The sequence below is a fragment of the Microbacterium gilvum genome, assembly GCF_039543865.1.
Lineage (GTDB): Bacteria > Actinomycetota > Actinomycetes > Actinomycetales > Microbacteriaceae > Microbacterium > Microbacterium gilvum.
On the sequence record NZ_BAABKO010000008.1, the window covers coordinates 17,414 to 39,719 of the forward strand.

19 protein-coding genes and 1 pseudogene are annotated in these 22,306 nt (G+C 72.7%); 10 read left to right on the forward strand and 10 right to left on the reverse strand.

The window, feature by feature from the left end; all coding sequences use genetic code 11:
- The first annotated feature begins 56 nt into the window (after positions 1-56).
- Complete coding sequence (locus tag ABD998_RS17355) at positions 57-1,700, forward strand: thiamine pyrophosphate-binding protein (RefSeq protein WP_345442173.1); 1,644 nt, start codon at positions 57-59, stop codon at positions 1,698-1,700.
- A gap of 93 nt (positions 1,701-1,793) precedes the next feature.
- Here ABD998_RS17355 and ABD998_RS17820 read toward each other — a convergent pair.
- Positions 1,794-1,925 (reverse strand): annotated as a pseudogene (locus ABD998_RS17820) (kinase inhibitor); the annotation flags it as partial.
- Positions 1,922-2,962, reverse strand: coding sequence for a zinc-binding alcohol dehydrogenase family protein (locus tag ABD998_RS17360; protein WP_345442176.1), 1,041 nt, complete (start codon positions 2,960-2,962; stop codon positions 1,922-1,924). The gene ABD998_RS17360 and the pseudogene ABD998_RS17820, both read right to left, overlap by 4 nt.
- A 145-nt stretch (positions 2,963-3,107) precedes the next feature.
- On the opposite strand from ABD998_RS17360, the gene ABD998_RS17365 reads away from it, so the two are divergent.
- Entirely contained in the window at positions 3,108-3,461 is a 354-nt protein-coding gene (locus ABD998_RS17365) for a winged helix-turn-helix transcriptional regulator (protein WP_345442179.1), read from the forward strand.
- A 54-nt stretch (positions 3,462-3,515) separates the two neighbouring features.
- Here ABD998_RS17365 and ABD998_RS17370 read toward each other — a convergent pair whose 3' ends face one another.
- Positions 3,516-4,889, reverse strand: coding sequence for an MFS transporter (locus ABD998_RS17370; RefSeq protein WP_345442182.1), 1,374 nt, complete (start codon positions 4,887-4,889; stop codon positions 3,516-3,518).
- 158 nt (positions 4,890-5,047) lie between these two features.
- On the opposite strand from ABD998_RS17370, the gene ABD998_RS17375 reads away from it, so the two are divergent.
- From ABD998_RS17375 to ABD998_RS17400, 6 genes are read left to right on the forward strand one after another with little or no spacing between them, the layout of a single operon-like run.
- Entirely contained in the window at positions 5,048-6,508 is a 1,461-nt protein-coding gene (locus ABD998_RS17375) for a fumarylacetoacetate hydrolase family protein (RefSeq protein ID WP_345442184.1), read from the forward strand.
- A 5-nt stretch (positions 6,509-6,513) separates the two neighbouring features.
- Positions 6,514-7,200: a GntR family transcriptional regulator gene (locus ABD998_RS17380; RefSeq protein WP_425563003.1), complete on the forward strand. Its 687-nt coding sequence runs from the start codon at positions 6,514-6,516 to the stop codon at positions 7,198-7,200.
- The gene (gene hpaE, locus ABD998_RS17385; RefSeq protein ID WP_345442190.1) at positions 7,197-8,708 is read left to right on the forward strand and encodes a 5-carboxymethyl-2-hydroxymuconate semialdehyde dehydrogenase; all 1,512 of its coding nucleotides are present in this window, start codon (positions 7,197-7,199) and stop codon (positions 8,706-8,708) included. The genes ABD998_RS17380 and hpaE overlap by 4 nt, the downstream gene beginning before the upstream one ends.
- Positions 8,709-8,741: 33 nt before the next feature.
- Positions 8,742-9,905, forward strand: a complete 1,164-nt coding sequence (hpaD, locus tag ABD998_RS17390) for a 3,4-dihydroxyphenylacetate 2,3-dioxygenase (RefSeq protein ID WP_345442193.1) — start codon at positions 8,742-8,744, stop codon at positions 9,903-9,905.
- Entirely contained in the window at positions 9,902-10,690 is a 789-nt protein-coding gene (hpaH, locus tag ABD998_RS17395) for a 2-oxo-hept-4-ene-1,7-dioate hydratase (protein WP_345442196.1), read from the forward strand. The genes hpaD and hpaH overlap by 4 nt, the downstream gene beginning before the upstream one ends.
- On the forward strand, positions 10,675-11,475 hold the full coding sequence (locus ABD998_RS17400) for an HpcH/HpaI aldolase family protein (protein ID WP_345442199.1): 801 nt from the start codon (positions 10,675-10,677) through the stop codon (positions 11,473-11,475). The genes hpaH and ABD998_RS17400 overlap by 16 nt, the downstream gene beginning before the upstream one ends.
- 4 nt (positions 11,476-11,479) lie before the next feature.
- Here the strand turns inward: ABD998_RS17400 and ABD998_RS17405 are convergent, their stop codons facing one another.
- Both ABD998_RS17405 and ABD998_RS17410 read right to left on the reverse strand, forming a co-directional pair.
- The gene (locus ABD998_RS17405) at positions 11,480-12,781 is read right to left on the reverse strand and encodes a dicarboxylate/amino acid:cation symporter (protein WP_345442202.1); all 1,302 of its coding nucleotides are present in this window, start codon (positions 12,779-12,781) and stop codon (positions 11,480-11,482) included.
- A 98-nt stretch (positions 12,782-12,879) separates the two neighbouring features.
- The gene (locus ABD998_RS17410) at positions 12,880-14,109 is read right to left on the reverse strand and encodes an MFS transporter (RefSeq protein ID WP_345442204.1); all 1,230 of its coding nucleotides are present in this window, start codon (positions 14,107-14,109) and stop codon (positions 12,880-12,882) included.
- A 51-nt stretch (positions 14,110-14,160) separates the two neighbouring features.
- Between ABD998_RS17410 and ABD998_RS17415 the strand changes: the two genes are divergently transcribed.
- The gene (locus ABD998_RS17415) at positions 14,161-15,051 is read left to right on the forward strand and encodes a LysR family transcriptional regulator (RefSeq protein WP_345442206.1); all 891 of its coding nucleotides are present in this window, start codon (positions 14,161-14,163) and stop codon (positions 15,049-15,051) included.
- 44 nt (positions 15,052-15,095) lie between these two features.
- On the forward strand, positions 15,096-16,778 hold the full coding sequence (pgi, locus tag ABD998_RS17420; RefSeq protein WP_345442210.1) for a glucose-6-phosphate isomerase: 1,683 nt from the start codon (positions 15,096-15,098) through the stop codon (positions 16,776-16,778).
- Positions 16,779-16,877: 99 nt separating this feature from the next.
- Here the strand turns inward: pgi and ABD998_RS17425 are convergent, their stop codons facing one another.
- The 5 genes from ABD998_RS17425 to ABD998_RS17445 form a co-directional block, all read right to left on the reverse strand.
- Positions 16,878-17,165 (reverse strand): sugar ABC transporter ATPase, encoded by a 288-nt coding sequence (locus ABD998_RS17425; RefSeq protein WP_345442213.1) that lies wholly within the window; start codon positions 17,163-17,165, stop codon positions 16,878-16,880.
- 62 nt (positions 17,166-17,227) lie between these two features.
- Entirely contained in the window at positions 17,228-18,346 is a 1,119-nt protein-coding gene (locus tag ABD998_RS17430; RefSeq protein WP_345442216.1) for an AI-2E family transporter, read from the reverse strand.
- Positions 18,347-18,416: 70 nt separating this feature from the next.
- The gene (locus ABD998_RS17435; protein WP_345442219.1) at positions 18,417-19,586 is read right to left on the reverse strand and encodes an acyl-CoA dehydrogenase family protein; all 1,170 of its coding nucleotides are present in this window, start codon (positions 19,584-19,586) and stop codon (positions 18,417-18,419) included.
- A gap of 9 nt (positions 19,587-19,595) precedes the next feature.
- On the reverse strand, positions 19,596-20,822 hold the full coding sequence (locus tag ABD998_RS17440; protein WP_345442222.1) for a beta-ketoacyl-[acyl-carrier-protein] synthase family protein: 1,227 nt from the start codon (positions 20,820-20,822) through the stop codon (positions 19,596-19,598).
- Entirely contained in the window at positions 20,819-22,297 is a 1,479-nt protein-coding gene (locus ABD998_RS17445; protein ID WP_345442225.1) for a class I adenylate-forming enzyme family protein, read from the reverse strand. The genes ABD998_RS17440 and ABD998_RS17445 overlap by 4 nt, the downstream gene beginning before the upstream one ends.
- Between the last annotated feature and the right edge of the window lie 9 nt (positions 22,298-22,306).

The window sequence follows — 22,306 nt, forward strand, 5'->3', positions numbered from 1 at the left end:
CGCGGCGGCGAGACATATACGGAGCAGTCCCGTCCGTCCCGTCTCGAGAGGTCTCCATGCCCACCGTCTCCCAGCACGTCGCCGTCGCCCTGTCCCGTCACATCGACGAGGTCTTCGGGCTCATGGGCAACGGCAACGCCCACTTCCTCGACGCCCTCCTGCGCCGCACGCCCGCCCGGTTCACCGCCGTGCGCCACGAGGCGGGAGCCGTCGTCGCCGCCGACGCCCACTTCCGCGCCTCCGGCCGCATCGCGGCCGCCACGACGACCTACGGCGCGGGGTTCACGAACACCCTCACGGCGCTCGCCGAGTCGGCGCAGGCCCGCATCCCCCTCGTCCTCATCGTCGGCGACGAGCCGACATCGGGCCCTCGCCCGTGGGACGTCGACCAGATCGCGCTCGCGTCGGCCGTGGGCGTGCGCACGTACACGGCAGGACGCCTCGACGCCGCCGCCAGCACCGTCATCGCGATCGAGCACGCGCTCGCCTACCGCGTGCCGGTCGTGCTCGCCATCCCGTACGACGTGCCGACGCTCGAGGCGGGCGAGGTGCCGCCGACACCAGTGCTCCGCCTGCCGGCCCCGACGCCGCCGGCGCCGCACACGCGCGCCGCGGTCGAGCGGGTCGCCGCGGCGCTCGCTGGCGCCGAACGGCCGTTCCTGCTCGCGGGCCGCGGCGCGCACCTCGCGGGCGCGCGCGAGGTGCTGGGGGCCCTCGCCGACGCGACGGGTGCCGTGACGGCGTCCACGGCACTCGGCCGCGGCGTCTTCCCCGACGCCCGCTACGACCTCGGCGTGACGGGCGGGTTCGGTGCGCCGGGCGCCATGGAGCTCGTGCGGGATGCCGACGTGGCCGTCGTGCTCGGCGCCTCGCTCACCCCCTTCACGATGCGCTTCGGCGACCTCTTCTCGCCGGGCACGAGGGTCGTGCAGGTCGATGTGGCGCCGACCGCGACGCACCCCCGCGTCGGCGACTACCTGCAGGGCGACGTGCGCGTCGTGGCGGAGCTCCTCGTCGCCGCCCTCGCGGATGCGGAGCCGTCGGGATGGCGCGAGAGCGTCGACCTCGCCCCGCTCCGCGCGCAGGAGTCCGGCGACCGGCTCGCACCCGACGGCCGGCTCGACCCCCGCAGCGCCGCCCAGCGCATCGGCGAGCTGCTCCCCGACGACCGCGTCGTCGTGAGCGACGGCGGCCACTTCATCGGATGGGCCAACATGTACTGGCCAGTCGCGTCTCCCGAGCGGATGATCATGGTCGGCACGGCGTACCAGTCCATCGGGCTCGGGTTCCCGAGCGTCGCGGGGGCGGCGCAGGCGGCTCCGGCGTCCACGATCGTCCTCACGACGGGAGACGGCGGCGGGCTCATGGCGCTCGCCGATCTCGAGACGGCGGTGCGGACGACGGGCGGGCGCGGCGTCTGCGTCGTCTGGAACGACGGCGCGTACGGAGCGGAGGTCAACCTCTACGGCCTCAAGGGCCTCGCCGAGTCGCCCATGCTCATCCCCGAGGTCGACTTCGCGGCGCTCGGCGCCGCGGTCGGGGCGGAGGGGGTCGTCGTGCGCGACCTCTCCGACCTCGACCACCTCGCGCGGTGGTCCGCCCGCCCCTCCGACGAGCGCCCTTTCCTCCTCCTCGATCTGCGCGTGAGCCGGTCGGTCATCGCGCCGTACCAGCACGAGATCATCCGCGTGAACAGCTGAGAGCACGGAAAGCCGATGAACCGCGCCGCGCGTGCGTCGTTCTTCACCGTCGATGCGGGCGCCTCCGGCTGGTCCACCCCGGCAGGCGGCTCCGTGCCAGAACCCGGACGGCGTGGGTGTATCGGGATCGTGGACCGAGACGACGTAGCTGCGCGCCGTCTCGGGTGCACCGGTCCAGCTCAGCTGCGGAGAACGGTGAGTCGTGTCTTGTGGGGGTGGGCTCAAAGGGTGGGGGCGGGTCCGGCGGGGTCGGCGAGGACGACCTTGCCGATGACGCTGCCGCTCTCGACGAGACGGTGCGCTTCGCGCAGGTTGTCCGCGGTGCGGCCGACGAGGACGGTGGTCGCGGTGGTGCGGATGCGACCGGATTCGGCGAGCTCGGCGACACGGGCGAGCATCGCGCCCTGTCGGTCGAGGTCAGCGGCCTGGTGCAGGGAACGGGCGAACATGAACTCCCAGTGCCAGGTCAGCGCCTTCGGCTTCAACGAGACGACGTCCACGTGAGATGGGTCGTCGATGGCGACGATCTGCCCGAACGGCTTCAGCACCGACACGTAGGTCGGGAGCTGCCCGTGCGAGTTGGTGGTGAAGATCCAGTCGACGCCCTCCGGTGCGGCCTGCGCGAGCTGCGCGACGACATCGCCGTGGTGATCCACGACGTCATGAGCACCGAGGTCGCGCACCCACGTCGCGCTCTCGCGCCGCGACGCGGTGGCGATCACGTGAACGCCCGGGTACAGCGAGCGCACGAGCTGGATCACCATGGAGCCCACGCCGCCCGCCCCTCCGACCATCAGCAGCGTCCCCTCGCTGCTCTCTGTCAGCTGGAGCTTGTCGGCGAGCCCCTCATAGGCGGTGAGCGCGGTCAGCGGGAGCGCGGCCGCATCCGCGAAGCTGAACGCCGAAGGCTTCCGAGCGACGATGCGCTCGTCGACGACCTGGAGGTCCGCGTTGCTTCCGGGGCGGTCGAGGGCGCCGGCGTAGTACACCTCGTCTCCGACGGCGAAGCCGGCGACCGCGCTGCCGACACCGATCACGACACCGGCAGCATCGAATCCGAGCACCCGGAATCCGTGCGACGGGGGCGTACGAGCACGGACCTTGACGTCCACCGGATTGACCGATGTCGCTCGCACAGCGACGAGGAGGTCACGGGGTCCTGGCGATGGTGCGGGGATGGCGGCGGAGACGAAGCTCCGGGCGTCGGAGACCGGACCGGCGGCCGTGTACCCCACGGCGTGAATGTGCGCTTCGGATGTCATGACCACAGTGTGGAACGGCCCCTGTGGTTACCCGCAAGGCCACCGAGTTACCTTCGAGTAACCGCGGATCCCATACGGGACGCAAGATACCCAGGAGGTACCAGCTTTCGGATCTGCGCCATGGTTCCCTGCGTATAGTGACGGCATGACTGATCCGCACCTCGTGGACGCGTGCGACCGGAACGACGTGTACGCCGCGGCCTGTCCGTGCCGCGAGATGCTCGACCTCCTCGCCAACAAGTGGTCCGCCCTCGCCATCGGCCTTCTCGAGGACGGCCCGCTGCGGTTCGGTGAGCTGAAGCGACAGCTCGCCGGCATCAGCCCGAAAGTGCTCTCCTCGACGCTCAAGCGCCTCGAGGACGCAGACCTGCTCACTCGCACCGTCTACCCGGAGGTTCCCCTGCGTGTCGAGTACGCGCTCACGGGACTCGGCGCATCCGCTGCCGCCCCGTTGGCCCACCTCCGCGACTGGGTGAACACCAACGTCGTCCGCCACTGAGGTCACGGAAAGGGGCCCCGCGGCATCGCCGCGGGGCCCCTTCGTCGGGCGCCGTCAGCGCTGCCAGGCGTACAGGCCCGTCGACTGCGCCTCCTCCGCCGACGGCCGCAGGTCGATGCCGCGGCGGTCGCGCAGCAGCAGGGTCGCGACGAGGCCGAGCACGGCCATCCCGACGAGGTACCACGTGACGGCGTCGGAAGACCCCGTCGACTGCTGCAGCCATGCCGCGATCGTGGGCGCGAACGCGCCGCCGAGGATGGCGCCGATCGCGTACGAGATCGAGACGCCGGAGAAGCGCACCGACGCGGGGAACAGCTCGGAGTACCAGGCCGACTGCGGGCCGTACGTGAACCCGAGCCCGATGGTGAGGAGGACGAGCCCCGTTCCCAGCAGCACCACCTCGCCCGAGTTCACGAGCGGGAACAGCGCGATGAGCGCGGCCCCCTGCGCGATCCAGCCGATGATGTAGGTCGTGCGGCGCCCGATGCGGTCGCACAGCCACCCCGCCGCGAACGTCGACAGCAGCCAGCTCACCGACGAGATCGTCACGGCCGTGAGCACGGCGCCGCGATCGAGGCCGATGGCCGTCGTGGCGTAGTTCTGGATGTAGCCGCCCGTCGTCATGTACCCCGCGGCGTTGTTGCCGGCGAACACGAGCGCGGCGAGCAGCACGAGCGGCGTGAACCGGCGGAACAGGGTGATCGCCGGTGCGCTCGTGCGCTCCTTCCGCTCCGCGATCTCGGCGAAGACGGGGCTCTCCTCGACGCGGCGCCGCACCCAGTACCCGACGAGGATGAGGACGACGGAGAACAGGAACGGGATGCGCCAGCCCCACTGGATGAAGGCGTCCCCGGGGAACAGCGCGTTCATGAGGGCGAGCATGGCGCTCGCGAGGAGCAGGCCGATCGGCACGCCGATCTGCGGCATGGCGCCGAAGAGGCCGCGCCGCGCACGCGGCGCGTGCTCGACGGCCATGAGCACGGCGCCGCCCCACTCCCCGCCCGCAGAGACGCCCTGCAGCACGCGCAGGACGATGAGGAGGACGGGCGCCGCGACGCCGATCTGCGCGTACGTCGGCAGGAGGCCGATGAGCACCGTCGCCGCACCCATGAGGATGAGCGTCACGACGAGCACGATGCGGCGCCCGTAGCGGTCGCCGAAGTGGCCGGCGAGGAACGCGCCGAGGGGGCGGAAGAGGAAGCTGATGCCGACGGTGAGGAACGACAGGATGGTCGCCACCCCCTCGCCGGCGGGTTCGAAGAACAGCTGGCCGAAGACGAGGCCGGCGGCCGAGGCGTAGATGAAGTAGTCGTACCACTCCACCGTCGTCCCGACGACGGTGGCGAAGGCGACTCGGCGTCGATCCGACGTGGACGCGATGGTTCCCGTGGGCGTGAGGGGCCCGGCGTTCGGGTGCTGCGCGGACATCTGGCACTCCAATGTGACGAGGTCGAGACGGCGCGCCTGCGCACCGTCGTGGATGAGAATATACGATTTCAGATATCTTTTGACAAGACCCCTTGCCGAGGCTGTCGGATCGTATATGATCTGAAGCCAAGACCCGCCCCCGGAGCGAAGGAGCTCGCATGCCGCACGACGACCGGATCCCCGTCGCCCCGGGGAAGATCATCGCGGTGCACCTCGCCTACGGCTCCCGCGCCGCGCAGCGCGGACGCACGCCCTCCGCGCCGTCGTACTTCCTCAAGCCCACGAGCTCCCTCGCCTCCTCCGGCGCCGACGTCGAGCGACCGGCTGGCACCGAGCTCCTCGCCTTCGAAGGCGAGATCGCGCTCGTCATCGGCGCTCGGGCGCACCGCGTTCCCCTCGAGCGGGCGTGGGACGCCGTCGCGGCCGTCACAGCCGCGAACGACTGGGGCGTGTACGACCTGCGGGCGAACGACAAGGGATCGAACCTGCGCAACAAGGGCCGAGACGGCTACACGCCCGTCGGGCCCGCGCTCGTCGACGCCCGCGCCGTCGACCCCGCCGCGCTGCGCGTGCGCACCTGGCGCAACGGCGAGCTCGTGCAGGAGGGCACGGCGTCCGATCTGCTGTTCCCCTTCGCGCAGCTGGTCGCCGACCTCTCGCAGCACGTCACGCTCGAACCGGGCGACGTCATCCTCACCGGCACGCCCGCCGGCTCGTCGGTCGCGCTCCCGGGCGACGTCGTCGAGGTCGAGGTGGACGCGCCCGGCGCGCCCGGCGCGCCGACGAGCGGCCGCCTCGTCAGCCGCGTCGTCGCCGGCACCGCGCCGTTCGACGCCGCGCTGGGCTCGCTGCCCGCCGTCGACGACCGCCAGCGCGAGGAGGCCTGGGGGTCGCGCGACGCGGCGGGTCTCCCGCCCGCCGGACTCTCCCCCTCGCTCCGCGCCAAGCTGCGCGACGCCCCCGTGGCGGGCCTCTCCGCGCAGCTGCGCCGGCGCGGGCACCACTCGTGCTTCGTCGACGGCGTGCGCACCGGCATCCCCGGCGCGAAGCTCGTCGGAACGGCGCGCACGCTGCGCTTCGTGCCGTTCCGCGAGGATCTGTTCGCCCGCCACGGCGGCGGCTACAACGCGCAGAAGCGCGTCTTCGACACGGTCGGCGACGGCGAGGTCGTCGTCATCGAGGCCCGGGGCGACGCGACGTCCGGGACGCTCGGCGACATCCTCGCGCTGCGCGCGCGCACCCGCGGCGCCGCCGGGGTCGTCACCGACGGCGGCGTGCGCGACGCGGCCGCCGTCGCCGCCATCGGTCTGCCCGTGTTCTCGCAGGGCCCCCATCCATCCGTCCTCGGGCGCCGGCATGTTCCGTGGGACGTCGACGTGACGATCTCGTGCGGCGGGGCGACCGTGCAGCCGGGCGACATCGTCGTGGGCGACGACGACGGGGTCATCGTCATCCCGCCCGCGCTCGCCGAGGAGGTCGCCGACGCGGCGCTCGCCCAGGAGGTGGAGGACGCCTGGATCGCCGAGCAGGTGGCGGCGGGGCATCCCGTCGACGGCCTCTTCCCGATGGACGCCGAGTGGCGCGCCCGCTTCGATGCGGCACGGAGGGCGGGAGGATGAGCAGCATGTCCGTCACCCTCAGCAAGTCCCAGCGCGCCTACGAGTGGATCCGCGAGCGCATCGCCCGCCACGAGTTCGGGCCGGGCTACCGGCTCGTGCTCGGCACCATCGCCGCATCGCTCGACATGAGCGTCGTGCCCGTGCGCGAGGCGGTCCGCCGCCTGGAGGCCGAGGGGATCGTCGAGTTCGAGCGCAACGTGGGCGCCCGCGTCACCCTCGTCGACGAGACCGAGTACCTCCACTCGATGCAGACGCTGGGCGTCGTCGAGGGCATCGCCACGTCGCTCGCCTCGCCGCTGCTCACGGCCGACGACCTTGACCGCGCCGCCGCCGTCAACGAGCGCCTGCGTCGTCTGCTCGACGACTTCGACGCGCACCTCTTCACGGTGATCAACCAGGAGTTCCACGCCGTCCTCTTCGCTCACTGCCCGAACCCGCACATCCTCGATCTCGTGCAGCGCGGATGGACCCGGATGGCGGGCCTGCGCGACTCCAGCTTCGCCTTCGTCCCCGGCCGCGCCCAGGAGTCGGTCGCCGAGCACGACCGCATCCTCGCCCTCATCCGCGCGGGTGCCGATCCGCTCGAGATCGAGCTCGCCGCCCGCGACCACCGCTGGGCCACCATGAACGCCTTCCTCGCGCGCCGCCACGCGGGCGAGACCGACCCGACCCTCACCGAGGAGGAGACATGACCGACACCGCCACGGCGCAGCGCCACGTGCCAGCCGACCTGCCCGACCGCATCTGCCACTACATCGACGGCGCCTTCGTCGACTCGCTGGACGGCGGCACCTTCGACGTGCTCGACCCCGTCTCGAACGAGGTGTACGTGCAGGCGGCGGCCGGGAAGAAGGCCGACATCGAGGCCGCCGTTCACGCGGCCCGCCGCGCCTTCGCCGACGGCCCGTGGCCGCGCCTGCTCCCCCGCGAGCGCTCCCGCGTGCTGCACCGCATCGCCGACATCGTCGAGTCGCGCGACGCCCGCCTCGCCGAGCTGGAGTCGTTCGACTCGGGCCTGCCGCTCACGCAGGCGCTCGGCCAGGCCCGCCGCGCGGCCGAGAACTTCCGGTTCTTCGCCGACCTCGTCGTCGCGCAGGCCGACGACACCTTCAAGGTGCCCGGCCGCCAGATCAACTACGTCAACCGCAAGCCGATCGGCGTGGCAGGGCTCATCACGCCCTGGAACACGCCGTTCATGCTGGAGTCGTGGAAGCTCGCCCCCGCCCTCGCGACGGGCAACACGGTCGTGCTGAAGCCCGCGGAGTTCACGCCGCTGTCCGCCTCGCTCTGGGCGGGCATCTTCGAGGAGGCCGGGCTCCCCCGGGGCGTGTTCAACCTCGTGAACGGCCTGGGCGAGGAAGCGGGCGACGCGCTCGTGAAGCACCCCGACGTGCCGCTCATCTCCTTCACGGGAGAGAGCCGCACGGGGCAGATCATCTTCGGCAACGCCGCGCCGTACCTCAAGGGGCTGTCCATGGAGCTCGGCGGCAAGAGCCCCGCCGTCGTGTTCGCCGACGCCGACCTCGACGCCGCCGTCGACGCGACGATCTTCGGCGTCTTCTCGCTCAACGGCGAGCGCTGCACGGCAGGCAGCCGCATCCTCGTCCAGCGCGACGTCTACGACGAGTTCGTCGAGCGCTACGCCGCGCAGGCGAAGCGCATCCGCGTCGGCTACCCGCACGACCCCGCCACCGAGGTGGGCGCGCTCGTGCACCCCGAGCACTACGACAAGGTCATGTCGTATGTCGAGATCGGCAAGACGGAGGGCCGCCTCGTCGCCGGCGGGGGGCGTCCCGAGGGCTTCGACGAGGGCAACTTCGTCGCCCCCACCGTGTTCGCCGACGTCTCCCCCGACGCGCGCATCTTCCAGGAGGAGATCTTCGGCCCCGTCGTCGCGATCACGCCGTTCGACACCGACGAGGAGGCGCTCGCGCTCGCGAACGACACGAAGTACGGCCTCGCCGCCTACGTCTGGACGAACGACCTGAAGCGCGCGCACAACTTCTCGCAGGCCGTCGAGGCGGGCATGGTGTGGCTCAACAGCAACAACGTGCGCGACCTGCGCACGCCGTTCGGCGGCGTCAAGGCCTCGGGCCTCGGGCACGAGGGCGGCTACCGCTCGATCGACTTCTACACCGACCAGCAGGCCGTGCACATCACGCTCGGCGAGGTGCACAACCCCACGTTCGGCAAGAACTGACGCCGGCCATCCGCTCACGCAAGGACGCATGACATGACTCGACGCGACGACATGACGCTCACCTCCTCCGGCTACTGGGTCTCGCAGGAGGCCCCCATCCACGCCGACGACCCGATCGCGACGCCGGCGGCGACCCCGCCCGACATCCTCCGCTGCGCCTACATGGAGCTCGTCGTCACGGATCTCGCCGCCTCGCGGCAGTTCTACGTCGACATCCTCGGGCTCTACGTCACGGAGGAGGACGACGAGGCGATCTACCTGCGGTCGACGGAGGAGTTCATCCACCACAACCTCGTGCTCCGCACAGGCCCGGTCGCCGCCGTCGCCGCGTTCTCCTACCGCGTGCGGACGCCGGAGGACCTCGACCGCGCCGCCGCCTTCTACGCCGAGCTCGGCTGCGACGTCCGGCGCGCGCCGGAGGGGTTCGTGAAGGGCGTCGGCGACTCCGTCCGCGTCGTCGATCCGCTCGGGTTCCCGATCGAGTTCTTCCACCACTCCGAGCACGTCGAGCGGATGTCGTGGCGGTACGACCTGCACATCCCGGGCGAGCTCGTGCGGCTCGACCACTTCAACCAGCTCACCCCCGACGTGCCGCGGGCGGTGAAGTTCATGCAGGACCTCGGGTTCCGCGTCACGGAGGACATCCAGGACGAGGATGGCACGGTGTACGCCGCGTGGATGCGCCGGAAGCCCACCGTGCACGACACGGCGATGACGGGCGGCGACGGGCCACGCATGCATCACGTCTGCTTCGCGACGCACGAGAAGCACAACATCCTCGCCATCTGCGACAAGCTCGGCGCCCTCCGCCGCTCCGACGCGATCGAGCGCGGGCCGGGGCGCCACGGCGTCTCGAACGCGTTCTACCTCTACCTGCGCGACCCCGACGGGCACCGCGTCGAGGTCTACACGCAGGACTACTACACGGGCGACCCCGACAACCCCGTCGTCACGTGGGACGTGCACGACAACCAGCGCCGCGACTGGTGGGGCAACCCCGTCGTGCCGTCGTGGTACACCGACGGGTCGCTCGTCCTCGACCTCGACGGCGCCCCGCAGCCCGTGGTCGCCCGCACCGACTCGAGCGAGATGGCCGTCACGATCGGCGCGGACGGCTTCTCGTACACGCGGCAGGGCGACGACGCGCCGATGCCCGAGTGGAAGCAGGGCGAGTACAAGCTGGGGAACCAGCTGTGACGCTCCCCGCCGAGACGATCGCGGCGCTCGCCGCGGAGCTCGCGGAGGCAGAGCGCACGCGCACCCCCATCCGCCGCATCACGGCGCGCCATCCGGAGGCGACCGTGGACGACGCCTACGCCATCCAGGGCATCTGGCGGGATGGCCGGGTCGCGGCCGGGCGACGCCTCGTCGGGCGGAAGATCGGACTCACCTCGCGCGCCATGCAGGAGGCCACGGGGATCGCGGAGCCCGACTACGGCGTGATGTTCGACGACACGGTCTGGGAGAGCGGCGCCGTCATCCCCTACGGCGCGTTCTCGAACGTGCGCATCGAGGTCGAGCTCGCGTTCGTGCTCGCCGAGCCGCTGGAGGGGCCGCACTGCACGCTCTTCGACGTGCTCCGCGCGACGGAGTACGTCACTCCCGCGCTCGAGATCCTCAACTCGCACATCGAGCTGGAGGGCCGCACGATCGTCGACACCATCAGCGACAACGCCGCCTACGGCGGGCTCGTGCTCGGCGGCACGCCGACGCGCCCCCACGACGTCGACCTCCGCTGGGTGAGCGCGCTGCTCCATCGCAACGAGTCGATCGAGGAGACGGGGGTCGCCGCCGGCGTGCTCGGCCACCCGGGCCACGGGGTCGCGTGGCTCGCCGACAAGCTGCACCAGCACGGCGCGCGCCTCGAAGCCGGGGAGATCGTGCTCGCCGGCTCGTTCACGCGCCCCGTCTGGATCGAGCGCGGCGACACCGTGCACGCCGACTACGGACCCCTGGGGACGATCTCATGCCGCTTCGTCTGAGCCCGACGCTCCGCGAGCGCCTCGCCGACTCGCCCCGCCCCCTCTACGGCGGATGGGCGTGCGCCGGCTCGCCCGTGACCGCCGAGATCATGGCGGGATCGGGTCTCGACTGGGTGCTCATCGACATGGAGCACGCCCCCAACGGACTCGAGTCGGTGCTCGCGCAGCTGCACGCCGTGTCGGGCTACGACGCCACGGCCGTGGTGCGGGTGCCGAGCGCCGACCCCGTCGTCATCAAGCAGGTGCTCGACCTCGGGGCGCAGACCATCCTCGTGCCGATGGTCTCGACGGCCGCCGACGCGCGGGCCGTCGCCGAGGCCGCGCAGTACCCGCCGGCCGGGCGGCGCGGCGTCGGCAGCGCGCTGGCCCGATCGGCCCGCTGGAACCGCGTCGACGACTACCTGCGCACGGCGGCCGCGCACGTGGCCGTGTTCGTGCAGGTCGAGACCGAGGAGGGCGTCGCGAACGCCCGCGCCATCGCCGAGGCGCCGGGCATCGACGGCGTCTTCGTCGGCCCCAGCGATCTCGCGGCCTCGATGGGGCTCATCGGCCAGCAGACCCATCCCGACGTCGTCGCCGCCGTGCGCCGCGCGTTCGAGGCCGTCACGGCGGCCGGATCGGCCGTGGGCGTCAACGCGTTCGACCCCGACGTCGCCCGGGCCTACGCGGGTGCCGGCGCGCGGTTCGTGCTCGTGGGCGCCGACGTCGCGCTCGTCGCCCGCGCCTCGGAGGCGCTCGCCCGCGAGTTCATCGGCGAGGACGAGACGACCCGGGGGTCGTACTGAGAGCTCAGTCCGCCCTGTCCGCGCGCTCGAAGGCCTCGGCCATCCCCGCCTCGTCGACCTCGGGTGCCGACGCGGTCGCACGCTCCTCGTAGACGTCGCGGTCGATCTCGCCCTCCGCGTCGGCGACGAGCATGGCCACGAGCGTGTCGCCGTTGACGTTGAGGAAGGTGCGGAAGATGCCCGCGAACCAGTCCACGGCGATGAGCAGGCCCACGGCCTCGAACGGGAGACCGAGCGAGGTCGCGAGGAACATCGCGACGACGGGGAACCCGCCGGGGACCGTGATCGTGCCCATGTTCAGCAGGATGGCGAGGGCCATCCCGAGCGCGATCTGTCCGATCGAGAGCTCGATGTCGCCCGCCTGCGCGAGGAACATGACGACGATCATGTAGTTGAGGACGGCGCCGTACGAGCCCATCGTCAGCCCGACCGAGAGCGTGAAGTTCGCGACGCGCGGGCTCACCCCGACCTTCTCCACCGTGTTGCGCAGCACGGTGGGGAAGGTCACGGCCGAGCTCGTCGTCGTCACCGCGATGGCCGTCTGCTCGGCGAGCTTGCGGGGAAGCCGCCAGGGACTGAGACGCGTGCGCGCGGCGACCACCGCGACGAACACGACGAGCAGGATGACGACGCCGAGGAGCGTCGTGCCGAGGTACGACAGCGCGGTCGTCACGACGGCGAAGCCCACGTCGCCCGCGAGCGCCGCGAGCAGGCAGAACACGCCGATCGGAGCGAGCCGCATGACGAAGCGGATCATCGTCAGCACGACCTGCTGCACCTGGTCGGCCATCTCCAGCACGAGGCGGTTGCCGGTCTTCGCGATGTAGGCGTTGAGAGCGGCGCCGAACAGCAGCGAGAAGACGATGATCGGCACCATCGACCCCGTCGACATGGCGTCGAACACGTTGGTCGACACGAAGCCGAGCAGAGTCTCCTGCCACCCCGTCGCCGACGTCGCCGACTCCTGCAGCGCGGGGTCGAGCTCGCCGTCGAACCGCATGCCCGCTCCCGGCTGGAACAGGGCGCTGAGGCCCCAGGCGAGCGCGGCCGCCACGATCGAGAAGCCGATCATCCACGCGAACGTGCGCGCGGCGAGCCGCCCTGCCCCCGACCCCGACATCGATCCGGTCGCGACGACGACCGACGACATCACGAGCGGGACGATCGACATCTGGATGAGGCGGATGAAGATGTCGCCCACGAACTTCAGGTTGCCCGCCCACTCTCCCGCGACGAGGCCGAACACGATGCCGAGGACGGCTCCCGCCCCGATCTGCAGCGCCGGGTTGCGCAGTGCCTTCTTCATGGCGGTCTCCTCGCTCTCCTGCGGTCGGATGGCCGCACGCCGAGCGTAGGAGCGCCGCGTCACCCCCGTGAGGACGGGGTGTTACCTGCGTGTTTCGGTCAGGCCGCGCGCGCCGGCGCCTGCGCGGCCATCCGCCCGCCCGTCACCCCGACGAGGACGATGACGGCGCCGGAGAAGCCCACGAGCACGGTCGCCTGCGGCAGCGCGGCGAGCGCGGCCCCCACCGCGAGCACGGGCACCGTGAGACCCGCGTAGGCGATGAGGAAGACGCCGGCGAGCGTCTCGCCCGCGCGCCCGGGGGCCGCGACGGCGGCGGCCGACGCGATCGCGGAGCGGAACAGCACCCCCACCCCCGCTCCCGCGACGACGCCCGCGAGCGCGAACACGGCGAGCGAGGCCGTGAGCGCGGCCGCTGCGACGGCGATGAGGCCCGCCACGACGAGCGACACGGCGAGGAGCACCTGCGTGCGCGTGGCGAGGCGCATCGTGAGCGCCTGCGCGGTGGCGGCCGACGCGTACACGCCGAACGGGATGGCGCCGGCCAGGAGGTGCGAGCTCTCGTGCATCGTGCCCGTGAGGAACGTGGGTGTGAGCGACGTGAACATCCCGAGCACCGCGAACGCGCCGAAGGCGGCCATCCCCGCGGCCCAGAAGGCGGCGCGCGCATCGCCGGGGAGAGAGACGCGCTGCGGCCGGTAGGCGGGGCGCTCCTCCCGACGCTCGACGGTCTCCGGCACGAGCAGGAGCAGCACGGCGAGCGCCGCGAAGACGGCGGCGAAGACGACGTAGGGCGTGACGAGCGGCTCGGCGGCGCGCTCGGCGAAGAGCCCGCCGACGAGCGGTCCGAGCCCGAGCCCGCCGAGGTTCGCCACGGTCGCGACGAGCGCCGCGCGCGGCCCGCGGCGTCCCGTCGCCGCGGAGAGCTCGGAAAGGTGCGCCGTCGCGGTCGCCGTGAGCGCGCCGATCGCGATCCCGTTGACGAACCGCGCCACGAGGAGGCCAGCGACGTCGTTCCACAGCACGAACAGCACAGCGGAGAGCCCGCTCACGACGAGCGCCACGAGGGTCACCCGACGGCGTCCGAGCCAGTCGCTCACATGGCCGGCGAGGTACAGGCTCGCCATGACGCCGAGGGCGTACGCGGCGAACACGACCGTGACGACGGGCGCGGCGAAGTGATCGCGCTCCTGGTAGATCGCGTAGAGGGGCGAGGGCAGGGTCGAGAAAGCCATCGCCGAGAGGAAGGCGAGGGCGACGATCCAGAAGCCGGTGTCGTGACGGAGTCGAGAGCGGAGGTCCACGTCTCGATCGTGCGCTCGAACCGGCATCGTGTCCAACGAACGCTCTCGATCATCCCGATCGGATATTACGATCGCCGCATGGACATGCGCCACCTCGCCTACGCCGTCGCGGTCGCCGACGAGCGCAGCTTCACCCGCGCGGCACGCCGCGTCTTCGCCGTGCAGTCGAGCGTCTCGGCGGGCGTCGCGGCGCTCGAACGCGAGCTCGGCGCCGTGCTGTTCGACAGGGACGCCCGCGGCGTGCGGCTCACGATGGCGGGCGAGGCGGTGCTCCCCGAGCTGCGCGCGGCGCTCGATGCGGTCGACCGCGCCCGCATCGCCGCCGATCCCGAAGGCGGCCTCCGTGGCCGCGTGCGCGTGGGCGTCTTCTCGAACCTCGGATGGCTCGACCTGCCCGCCCTCGTCGGCGCGTTCCACGAGCGGCACCCGCTCGTCGAGGTCGAGGTGCGCCCCTCCCCGACCGGATCGACGGGCCTCGCGGAGGACGTGCTGCGCGGGCGGCTCGACATCGCGCTGTTCGGCCTGCCCGCGACCTCCGTCTCGGGGCTCATCGTGCGCCGCCTCACGACCTCGCCGTTCGCGGCGGTGCTGCCGGAGGGCCATCCGCTCGCCGACCGCCCGGCCGTCGCGCTCGCGGAGCTCGCGGCCGAGCGGTTCGTCGACACGCCGGCGGGCTTCGGCAACCGCTCCACGCTCGACGCGGCCTTCGCGACGCGGGGCCTCGCCAGGGTCGTGTCGGTCGAGGTGGCCGACATCGGCTCGCTCCCCGACTACGTCGCGGCGGGCCTCGGCATCGCGGTGCTCCCCGAGATCAGCTTCGCACCCCGCACAGGCACGGCGGTCCTGCCGCTCTCGGACGGCGTCGTGTGGGAGCTGAACGCCGTCACGCGGCAGCAGCCCTCCCCCGCGACGGTCGCGTTCGCCGATCTGCTGCCGTCGTCCGGGGCGACTCCGGGCGACCTCACATGACCGCCGGCGCGCGTGTGATGCCGGCACTCGGTAGCGTTGCAGGCATGACCGCTCCCGTCGATCCCACGTCCACGTCGGCCTGGTCGGAGCTCGAGGCGCACCGCGCGAGCTTCGCCCCCGATCTCCGCTCCTGGTTCGCCGACGACCCGGCGCGTGCCGAGCGGCTGACCCTCGAGCTCGCCGACCTGCACGTCGATCTCTCGAAGAACCTCGTGACCGACGACATCCTCGCCTCGCTCGTGCGGCTCGCCGAGGAGACCGGCGTCGCCGAGCGCTTCGCGGCCATGCTCGAGGGCGCGCACATCAACACGACGGAGGACCGCGCGGTCCTCCACACGGCACTGCGCCGCCCCGCCGGCATCCAGCCGGCCTTCATCGTCGACGGCCAGGACGTCGACGCCGACGTGCACGCCGTGCTGGGCCGCATCGACGCGTTCGCCGAGCGGGTGCGCTCCGGCGACTGGACCGGTGTCACGGGCAAGCGCGTCACGCACGTCGTGAACATCGGCATCGGCGGCTCCGACCTCGGGCCCGTCATGGTCTACGAGGCGCTCCAGCCCTATGCCGACGCCGGCATCGAGGCGCGGTTCATCTCCAACATCGACCCCACCGATCTCGCGCAGAAGGTGCAGGGGCTCGACCCGGAGACGACGCTCTTCATCGTCGCGTCGAAGACCTTCACGACCCTCGAGACCCTCACGAACGCGCGCCTCGCGCGCGACTGGCTGTGGACCGAGCTCGAGAAGCGCGGCGCGATCGAGGCCGACGACGCCGCGCGCACGGGGGCCGTCGCACGGCACTTCATCGCCGTGTCGACCGCGCTCGACAAGGTCGCCGAGTTCGGCATCGACCCCGAGAACGCGTTCGGCTTCTGGGACTGGGTGGGCGGCCGCTACTCGGTCGACTCCGCGATCGGCACCTCGCTCGCCATCGTGCTCGGCCCTGCCGCCTTCCGCGACCTGCTCGCGGGCTTCCACGCCGTCGACGAGCACGTGCGCACGACGCCGCTCGCGCAGAACGTGCCCGTCCTCATGGGCCTCCTCAACGTCTGGTACACGAACTTCCTCGGTGCGCAGTCGCACGCCGTGCTGCCGTACGCGCAGCAGCTGCACCGCTTCGCGGCGTACCTGCAGCAGCTCACGATGGAGTCGAACGGCAAGTCGGTGCGATGGGACGGCTCGCCCGTCACGACCGACACGGGCGAGGTGTTCTGGGGCGAGCCAGGCACGAACGGCCAGCACGCGTTCTACCAGCTCATCCACCAGGGAACGCGCCTCATCCCCGCCGACTTCATCGCGTTCGCGAACCCCGCCTACTCGCTGCACGACGGCGGCCGCGACGTGCACGGCCTGTTCCTCGCCAACTTCCTCGCGCAGACGAAGGCGCTCGCCTTCGGCAAGACCGCCGCGGAGGTCGAGGCGGAGGGGACGACCGGCGCGCTCGTGGCCGCGCGCACCTTCGCGGGGAACCGCCCGACCACGTCGATCTTCGCGCCTGCACTCACGCCGGCCGTGCTCGGCCAGCTCATCGCCCTGTACGAGCACATCGTCTTCACGCAGGGCGTCGTGTGGGGCATCAACTCGTTCGACCAGTGGGGCGTCGAGCTCGGCAAGCAGCTCGCCCTGCAGATCGCGCCCGCGATCGAGGGGGATGCCGCCGCCCTCGACGCGCAGGACGCCTCCACTAAGGCGCTCCTCGCGTACTACCGCGCGCACCGCACGGTCTGAGGCCCTGACGGCGACGAGCCCGGCGCGGATCGCGCCGGGCTCCTCGCCGTCTGAGGTCCGGTGGTCGGGGGGTCTCCGGTCGTCAGAGGTCGTCGGTCGTCACAGGTCCTCGGGGGCGAGGTCGCCCTCGCCGTCCTCGCCGAGGTCGGCGACGATCGGGTCGGCCTCCTGCGTCTCGGGCTGCTCCTCGCCGCGCGGCAGGTCTGCGGCGGGGATCTCGTCCGCCTCGTCGGGGATCTCCGCCGGGTCGGCGCCCGTGGCAGTACCGGGCTCGGGGGCGCGCCCCTCCCATTCCGCCTGCGCGGGATCATCCGAGGGATCGGCGTACGCGGTCGACTCCGCGTCGCGGACGGGGCGGATGGCGTCGGGATCGTCTGTCGTGTGCATGCCGCCAGCCTCCCCCGCGCGCCGTGCCCGCCGCAGGGGGTTGCGTGCGGCCGGGGCGCGCGTTAGGCGCCGGCGGGCGGCTGGGTCTTGGCGTCCTGCGCGGGGAACAGCACCTTCTGCACGATGATGATGATGCTCGCCGCGACGGGGATCGCCACGAGCGCGCCGAGCACCCCGCCGAGCGCTCCGCCCGCGACCGCGGCGATGACGACGATGGCTCCTGGCACCGCGACCGCCTTGCTCATGATGCGCGGGCTCAGCACGTACGCCTCGATCTGCATGTACACGAGGTAGTAGCCGAAGGCGATGAGCGCCGTCACGGGCGACACGAAGAGGCAGACGAGCGCGTTGATGATCGACGCGCTGAGCGTTCCCACGAGCGGGATGAGCGAGCCGACGAACGCGATGAGCGCGAGGAGCGCCGGCAGCGGGGCGCCGATGATCGACATGACGATGAGCGTGAGCACGCCGTTGATGAGCGCGAGGCTCGCCTGTCCGATGACGTAGCGTCCGACGGCTCCCGAGATGTCCTCGAGCAGCTCGCTGAACCGATCGCGCTGGTAGGCCGGCACGAACCGCGCCGCGAGGCGCTTCATGCCGCGCAGCGACGCCATGAAGTACAGCGTGAGGATGAGCACGATCGTCACGCCCGTGACGCCGCCCGCGATGCCCGCGCCGACCGCCACGATGCCGCCGCCGATCGACGTGAGGTTGGCGGGGTCCTGCACGAAGCTGAGGACGCCGGCCGCGGCGTCTTCGAAGGAGTCGCCGAACTGCGCTGCGAGCGTCTGGTACCAGTCGCTCGCGAGGACGTCGTCCACCATCTGCGGTCCGTCGTCGATGAGGTTCGTCACCTGCTCGACGATGACGGGGACGATGGCCGTGATGATGCCCGCGAACGCCAGCAGCACGCCGACGACGACGATCGTGACGGCGGCGGGGCGCGGCAGCCGTCGCTCCAGGAACGACACGACGGGGTCGAGGCCGAGCGACAGGAACAGCGCGATGCCGACGTAGACGAGCACGGTCGCGAGCTGGCCGACGATCGAGCCGATGAGGAGCGCGACGAGCACGCCGAGCGCCCCGAACAGACCGAACGTGAAGGGGCGGATGCGCGTGCCGATGACGCGCACCTCGTTCGGCGGCGGCGGCTCCTTCTCGAACGCGGTCCTGCGGCGCATGGCGCTCCCCCTTCCGTCGAGGACGGCCCCGTCGGGCCCGATCCAATCGAATCCGATCCTATGGGCGCGCTCAGCCGTCGAGCAGCGCCGCGGCGAAGAGCGGCCGCGCCGCGTCGGCGCTCGGCGGGTGGAAGAGGCTGGCCGTGACGTCGCGATGCAGGCGGGCGAGCTCATGGCCGTTGTCGAAGGCGGCGCCCCCGGCGCAGACGAGCGCCGTCTCGACGGCCGCCCGCGCGTCGTCGGAGGCCGCCAGGCGCGCGCTCACGAGCCGCACGGGCCATCCGGCCCCGTGGTCGACGAGGTCGTCGAAGTCGCGCGTGTACGCGTCGAGCTGGGCGGGCACCGCGAGGTGCGCGCGGTAGGCGTCGGCGAGGCGCGCGCGGTGCTCCGGCACCTCGGCGAGCGTCGTGCCGCTCTTCGCCGACGTGCGGCGCCGCAGCCCCTCCGCGGCGAGCGCGAGCGCGCGCTCGGCGACGCCGGCGTAGACCGAGGCGACGAGCAGCTGGAAGGCGCTCGTGATGGCGAACACGAGCAGGTCGGGATGGCGGCCGGCGGGGATGCGCCGCGCGACGTGCTCGGGGCGGATGCGCGCGCGGTCGAGGCGCGTCGTACGGCTCTGCGAGGCGCGCATGCCGAGCACGTCCCAGTGGTCGGAGACCGTGATGCCGTCGGAGTCGCGCGCGACGAAGCCGTAGACGAGCCGGGGCGCGTCCGGGTCGGAGTCGTCGAGGCCGTGCGCGATGAGCCGCGTCCACACGGGCGACAGAGACGTGAAGACCTTCGTGCCGGTGAGCAGCCATCCGCCGTCGTCCTGCGCCTCCGCGCGCGTCGTGGACCCCTGCAGCACCCAGTCGTTCGCCGGCTCGCTGATGCCGAAGGCGAACACCTCGCCCGCCGCGGCGTCGTCGAGCACCCATGCGAGCGAGTCGTCGCCGCGCGCGATCATGGCGCGCACGACGGCCGTGCAGAGCAGGTGCATGTTGATGCCGAGCGCGGTCGCGGGGGCGGCCGCCGCGAGACGCTGCTGGAGACGCGAGACCTCGTGGAGGGACAGCCCCGCGCCGCCGAGCTCCTCGGGCACGAGGAGGGTGAGGTACCCCTGGGCGCGCAGCTCGACGAGGTCGTCGTCGAAGAACGCGTTGTCGCGATCGGCGACGGCGGCGCGGGCGCGGAAGCGCTCCAGCAGGTCGTCGGGGAGGAAGCGCTCGGCGAGCGCGCGATGGCGCTGCTCTCGGTCCATGTCGGTCTCCTATCCGTCTGCGCGCGCGATGAGCAGCGCGCCGTTGTGCCCGCCGAACCCGAACGACGTCGACAGCACGGTGTCGAGCCGCGACGGCGTGCGCGAGCCGACCAAGCGCCATCCGGGTTCGGGGTCGTCGAGGTTGAGCGTGGGCGGCAGCACGCCGTCGCGGATGGTCCGCGCGGCGATGATCGCTTCGACGACTCCCGCGGCCCCCAGCAAATGCCCCGTCGACGACTTCGTCGCGGTGACCGGGATGGCACGGGCGCGGTCGCCGAGGGCTGCGGCGAGCGCCGCGAGCTCGGCCGCGTCGCCCGCGGGCGTGCCGGTGCCGTGCGCGTTGACGTGGTCGACCGCGCCGGAGTCGACGTGGGCGTCGGCGAGCGCATCGCGGATGGCCGCCGCCGCACCCGCTCCGTCGGGGAGCGGCGCCGTGGGATGGTGCGCGTCGCTCGAGGCGCCGAACCCCGCGATCTCCGCGAGGGCGGTCGCGCCGCGCGACCGTGCGCCGTCCGCCGACTCGAGCACGATCGCCGCCGCACCCTGCGCCATGACGAAGCCGCGGCGGGCGCGGTCGAAGGGGCGCGACGCCGTCTCGGGCGCGTCGTCGTGCCCCGTCGCGAGCGCGCGCAGGTTGGCGTTCGAGGAGAGGTTGACGGGGCCGAGGCAGTCCTCCAGGCCGACGACGACCACGGCGTCGACGTAGCCGTGGCGGATGCGGCGCAGCCCCTCCCCCAGCGCGACGGCGCCGCTCGCGCAGGTCGCCGACACGGCCGAGGCGGCGCCCGTGATGCCGTGGCGCTGGCTGATGAGCGCGGCGGCCGCGTCGGGGGCGCCGTGGATGGCGAGGGTCAGCGGCACGGCACGCGGACCGCGGGCGTCGAGCGCGCGGGTCGCCGCCTGCATGGCGTCGACGGGGCCCGAGCCCGTCGCGGCGATGACGTGCACCCGGTGCGGCGCCGCGGGAAGGCCGCCTGCCTGCCCGAGCGCCTCGTCGGCCGCCGCGACGGCCCATTGCAGCACGGGGCTGAGCCGCCGGGCCAGCGCGGGGCCGAGGGTCGTCGCGAAGCCGCGCACCTGCCCGCCGATGCGCACGGGGAGGCCGTCGACGTCCACCCCCTCGAGGCGGCGGATGGCGCTGCGGCCATGGGAGACCGCGTCCCACAGGGCGTCGGCGCCGATGCCGCTCGGCGTGACGGCGCCGAACCCTGTCGCGACGACGCGGCGCGCGCTCACAGCCGCTCCGCCTCGCCGCGCGCGACGAGCGCGGCCGTCTCGCCGCGGCGGACCTTGCCGCCCACGGTGCGCGGAAGGCGGGGAACCCGGTACCAGCGGCGCGGCGCGAACTGCGGGGCGAGGGCCGTGCGAGCGCGGCCGGCGAGGGCCTCCTTGGATGCCGCGTCGCCCTCCACGACGAGCGCGACGACCGAGCCGAGGGTCTCATGCGGGAGGGCGATCGCGCAGACGGCGCCCGCCATCCCGTCGAAGGCGCGCTCGACGTCGGCGAGCGAGACCTTGTGGCCTCCCGTCGCGACGATGTCGCCCGCGCGGCCCGCGAGCGCGAGGCGTCCGTCGACGATGCGCGCCTGGTCGTGCACGGTGGCCCAGCCGTCGGGTCCGCGCAGCACGGCGTCGGAGGTGCCGGCGAGGTAGCCGTCGGAGCACGCGGCGGCGCGCACCCACAGGGTGCCGAGATCGCCGTCCGGGAGGTCGCGCCCCGCGTCGTCGCGGATGCGCACCTCGATGCCGTCGTACACGTCGAGGTGCGCGCCGCCGCGGCTGTCGCCGATGAAGCCGATCTCGGCGGCGCCGTAGTAGTTGACGAGGCGCGTGCGCGGCAGGACGCCGGCGAGCCCGTCGCGCAGGCTCGCCGGCAGGTGCGCGCCCCCGGTGACGACGAGGTCGAGGCCAGCGAGCGCGGCGGCGTCGCGCCGGGCCGCGTCGACGAGGCCCTGCACGACGGCGGGCACGGCCACGACGCGCGTGATGCCCTCGTCGCGGATGGTGCGCGCGGCGTCGAGTGGATGGAAGGCGTCGGCGAGGTGCACGCCGCCTGCGGTCGCGAGGCACTCGATGACGGCGTAGAGCGTGAGGCTGTACGAGACGGGTCCGGGCGCGAGGGTCTGCACGCCGGGCAGCGGCTCGAGGTGCGCGCTCGAGACGGCGACGTTGGCGCGGTACTGCCCGCGGGTCTTGAGGAACGCCTTGGGATCGCTCGTCGTGCCCGAGGAGAAGAGGAGGAGGAACGCCTCGTCGGCGTCGCGCACGGTCGGGGGCGCGGCCGTGCCGTGCCGGTCGAGCGCGTCGAGCCCGACGAACGCGCCGTGCCATCCTCGCTCTCGGAGGGCCGCGGCGAAGGCGGGGTCCTCCCCCACGACGACGCCGATGCCGGTCTGGAGCACGACGCCGACGCGGTGCGCGAGCGGCCAGCGGGGGTCGATCGCGGCCGACACGGCCCGGTAGCCGGCGAGGCCCGCGACGATGCGCGCGGTGTGGAAGGCGGAGCCGACGCTCACGGCCGTGATCGGGATGCCGCGGGTCTCGGGCGCGGCATCGACCGGATGGGCGCGGTGCAGCGCGTCGACCGCGGCGGCGACGCGTCGGGAGTCGGCGACGAGCTCGGCGTAGGTGAGGCGTCCGTCGTCGCCCGCGATCGCGACGCAGTCGGGATGCCGCGCGGCGGCATCGAGGATCGCGGACGTGATCGGCACCCGCCCAGT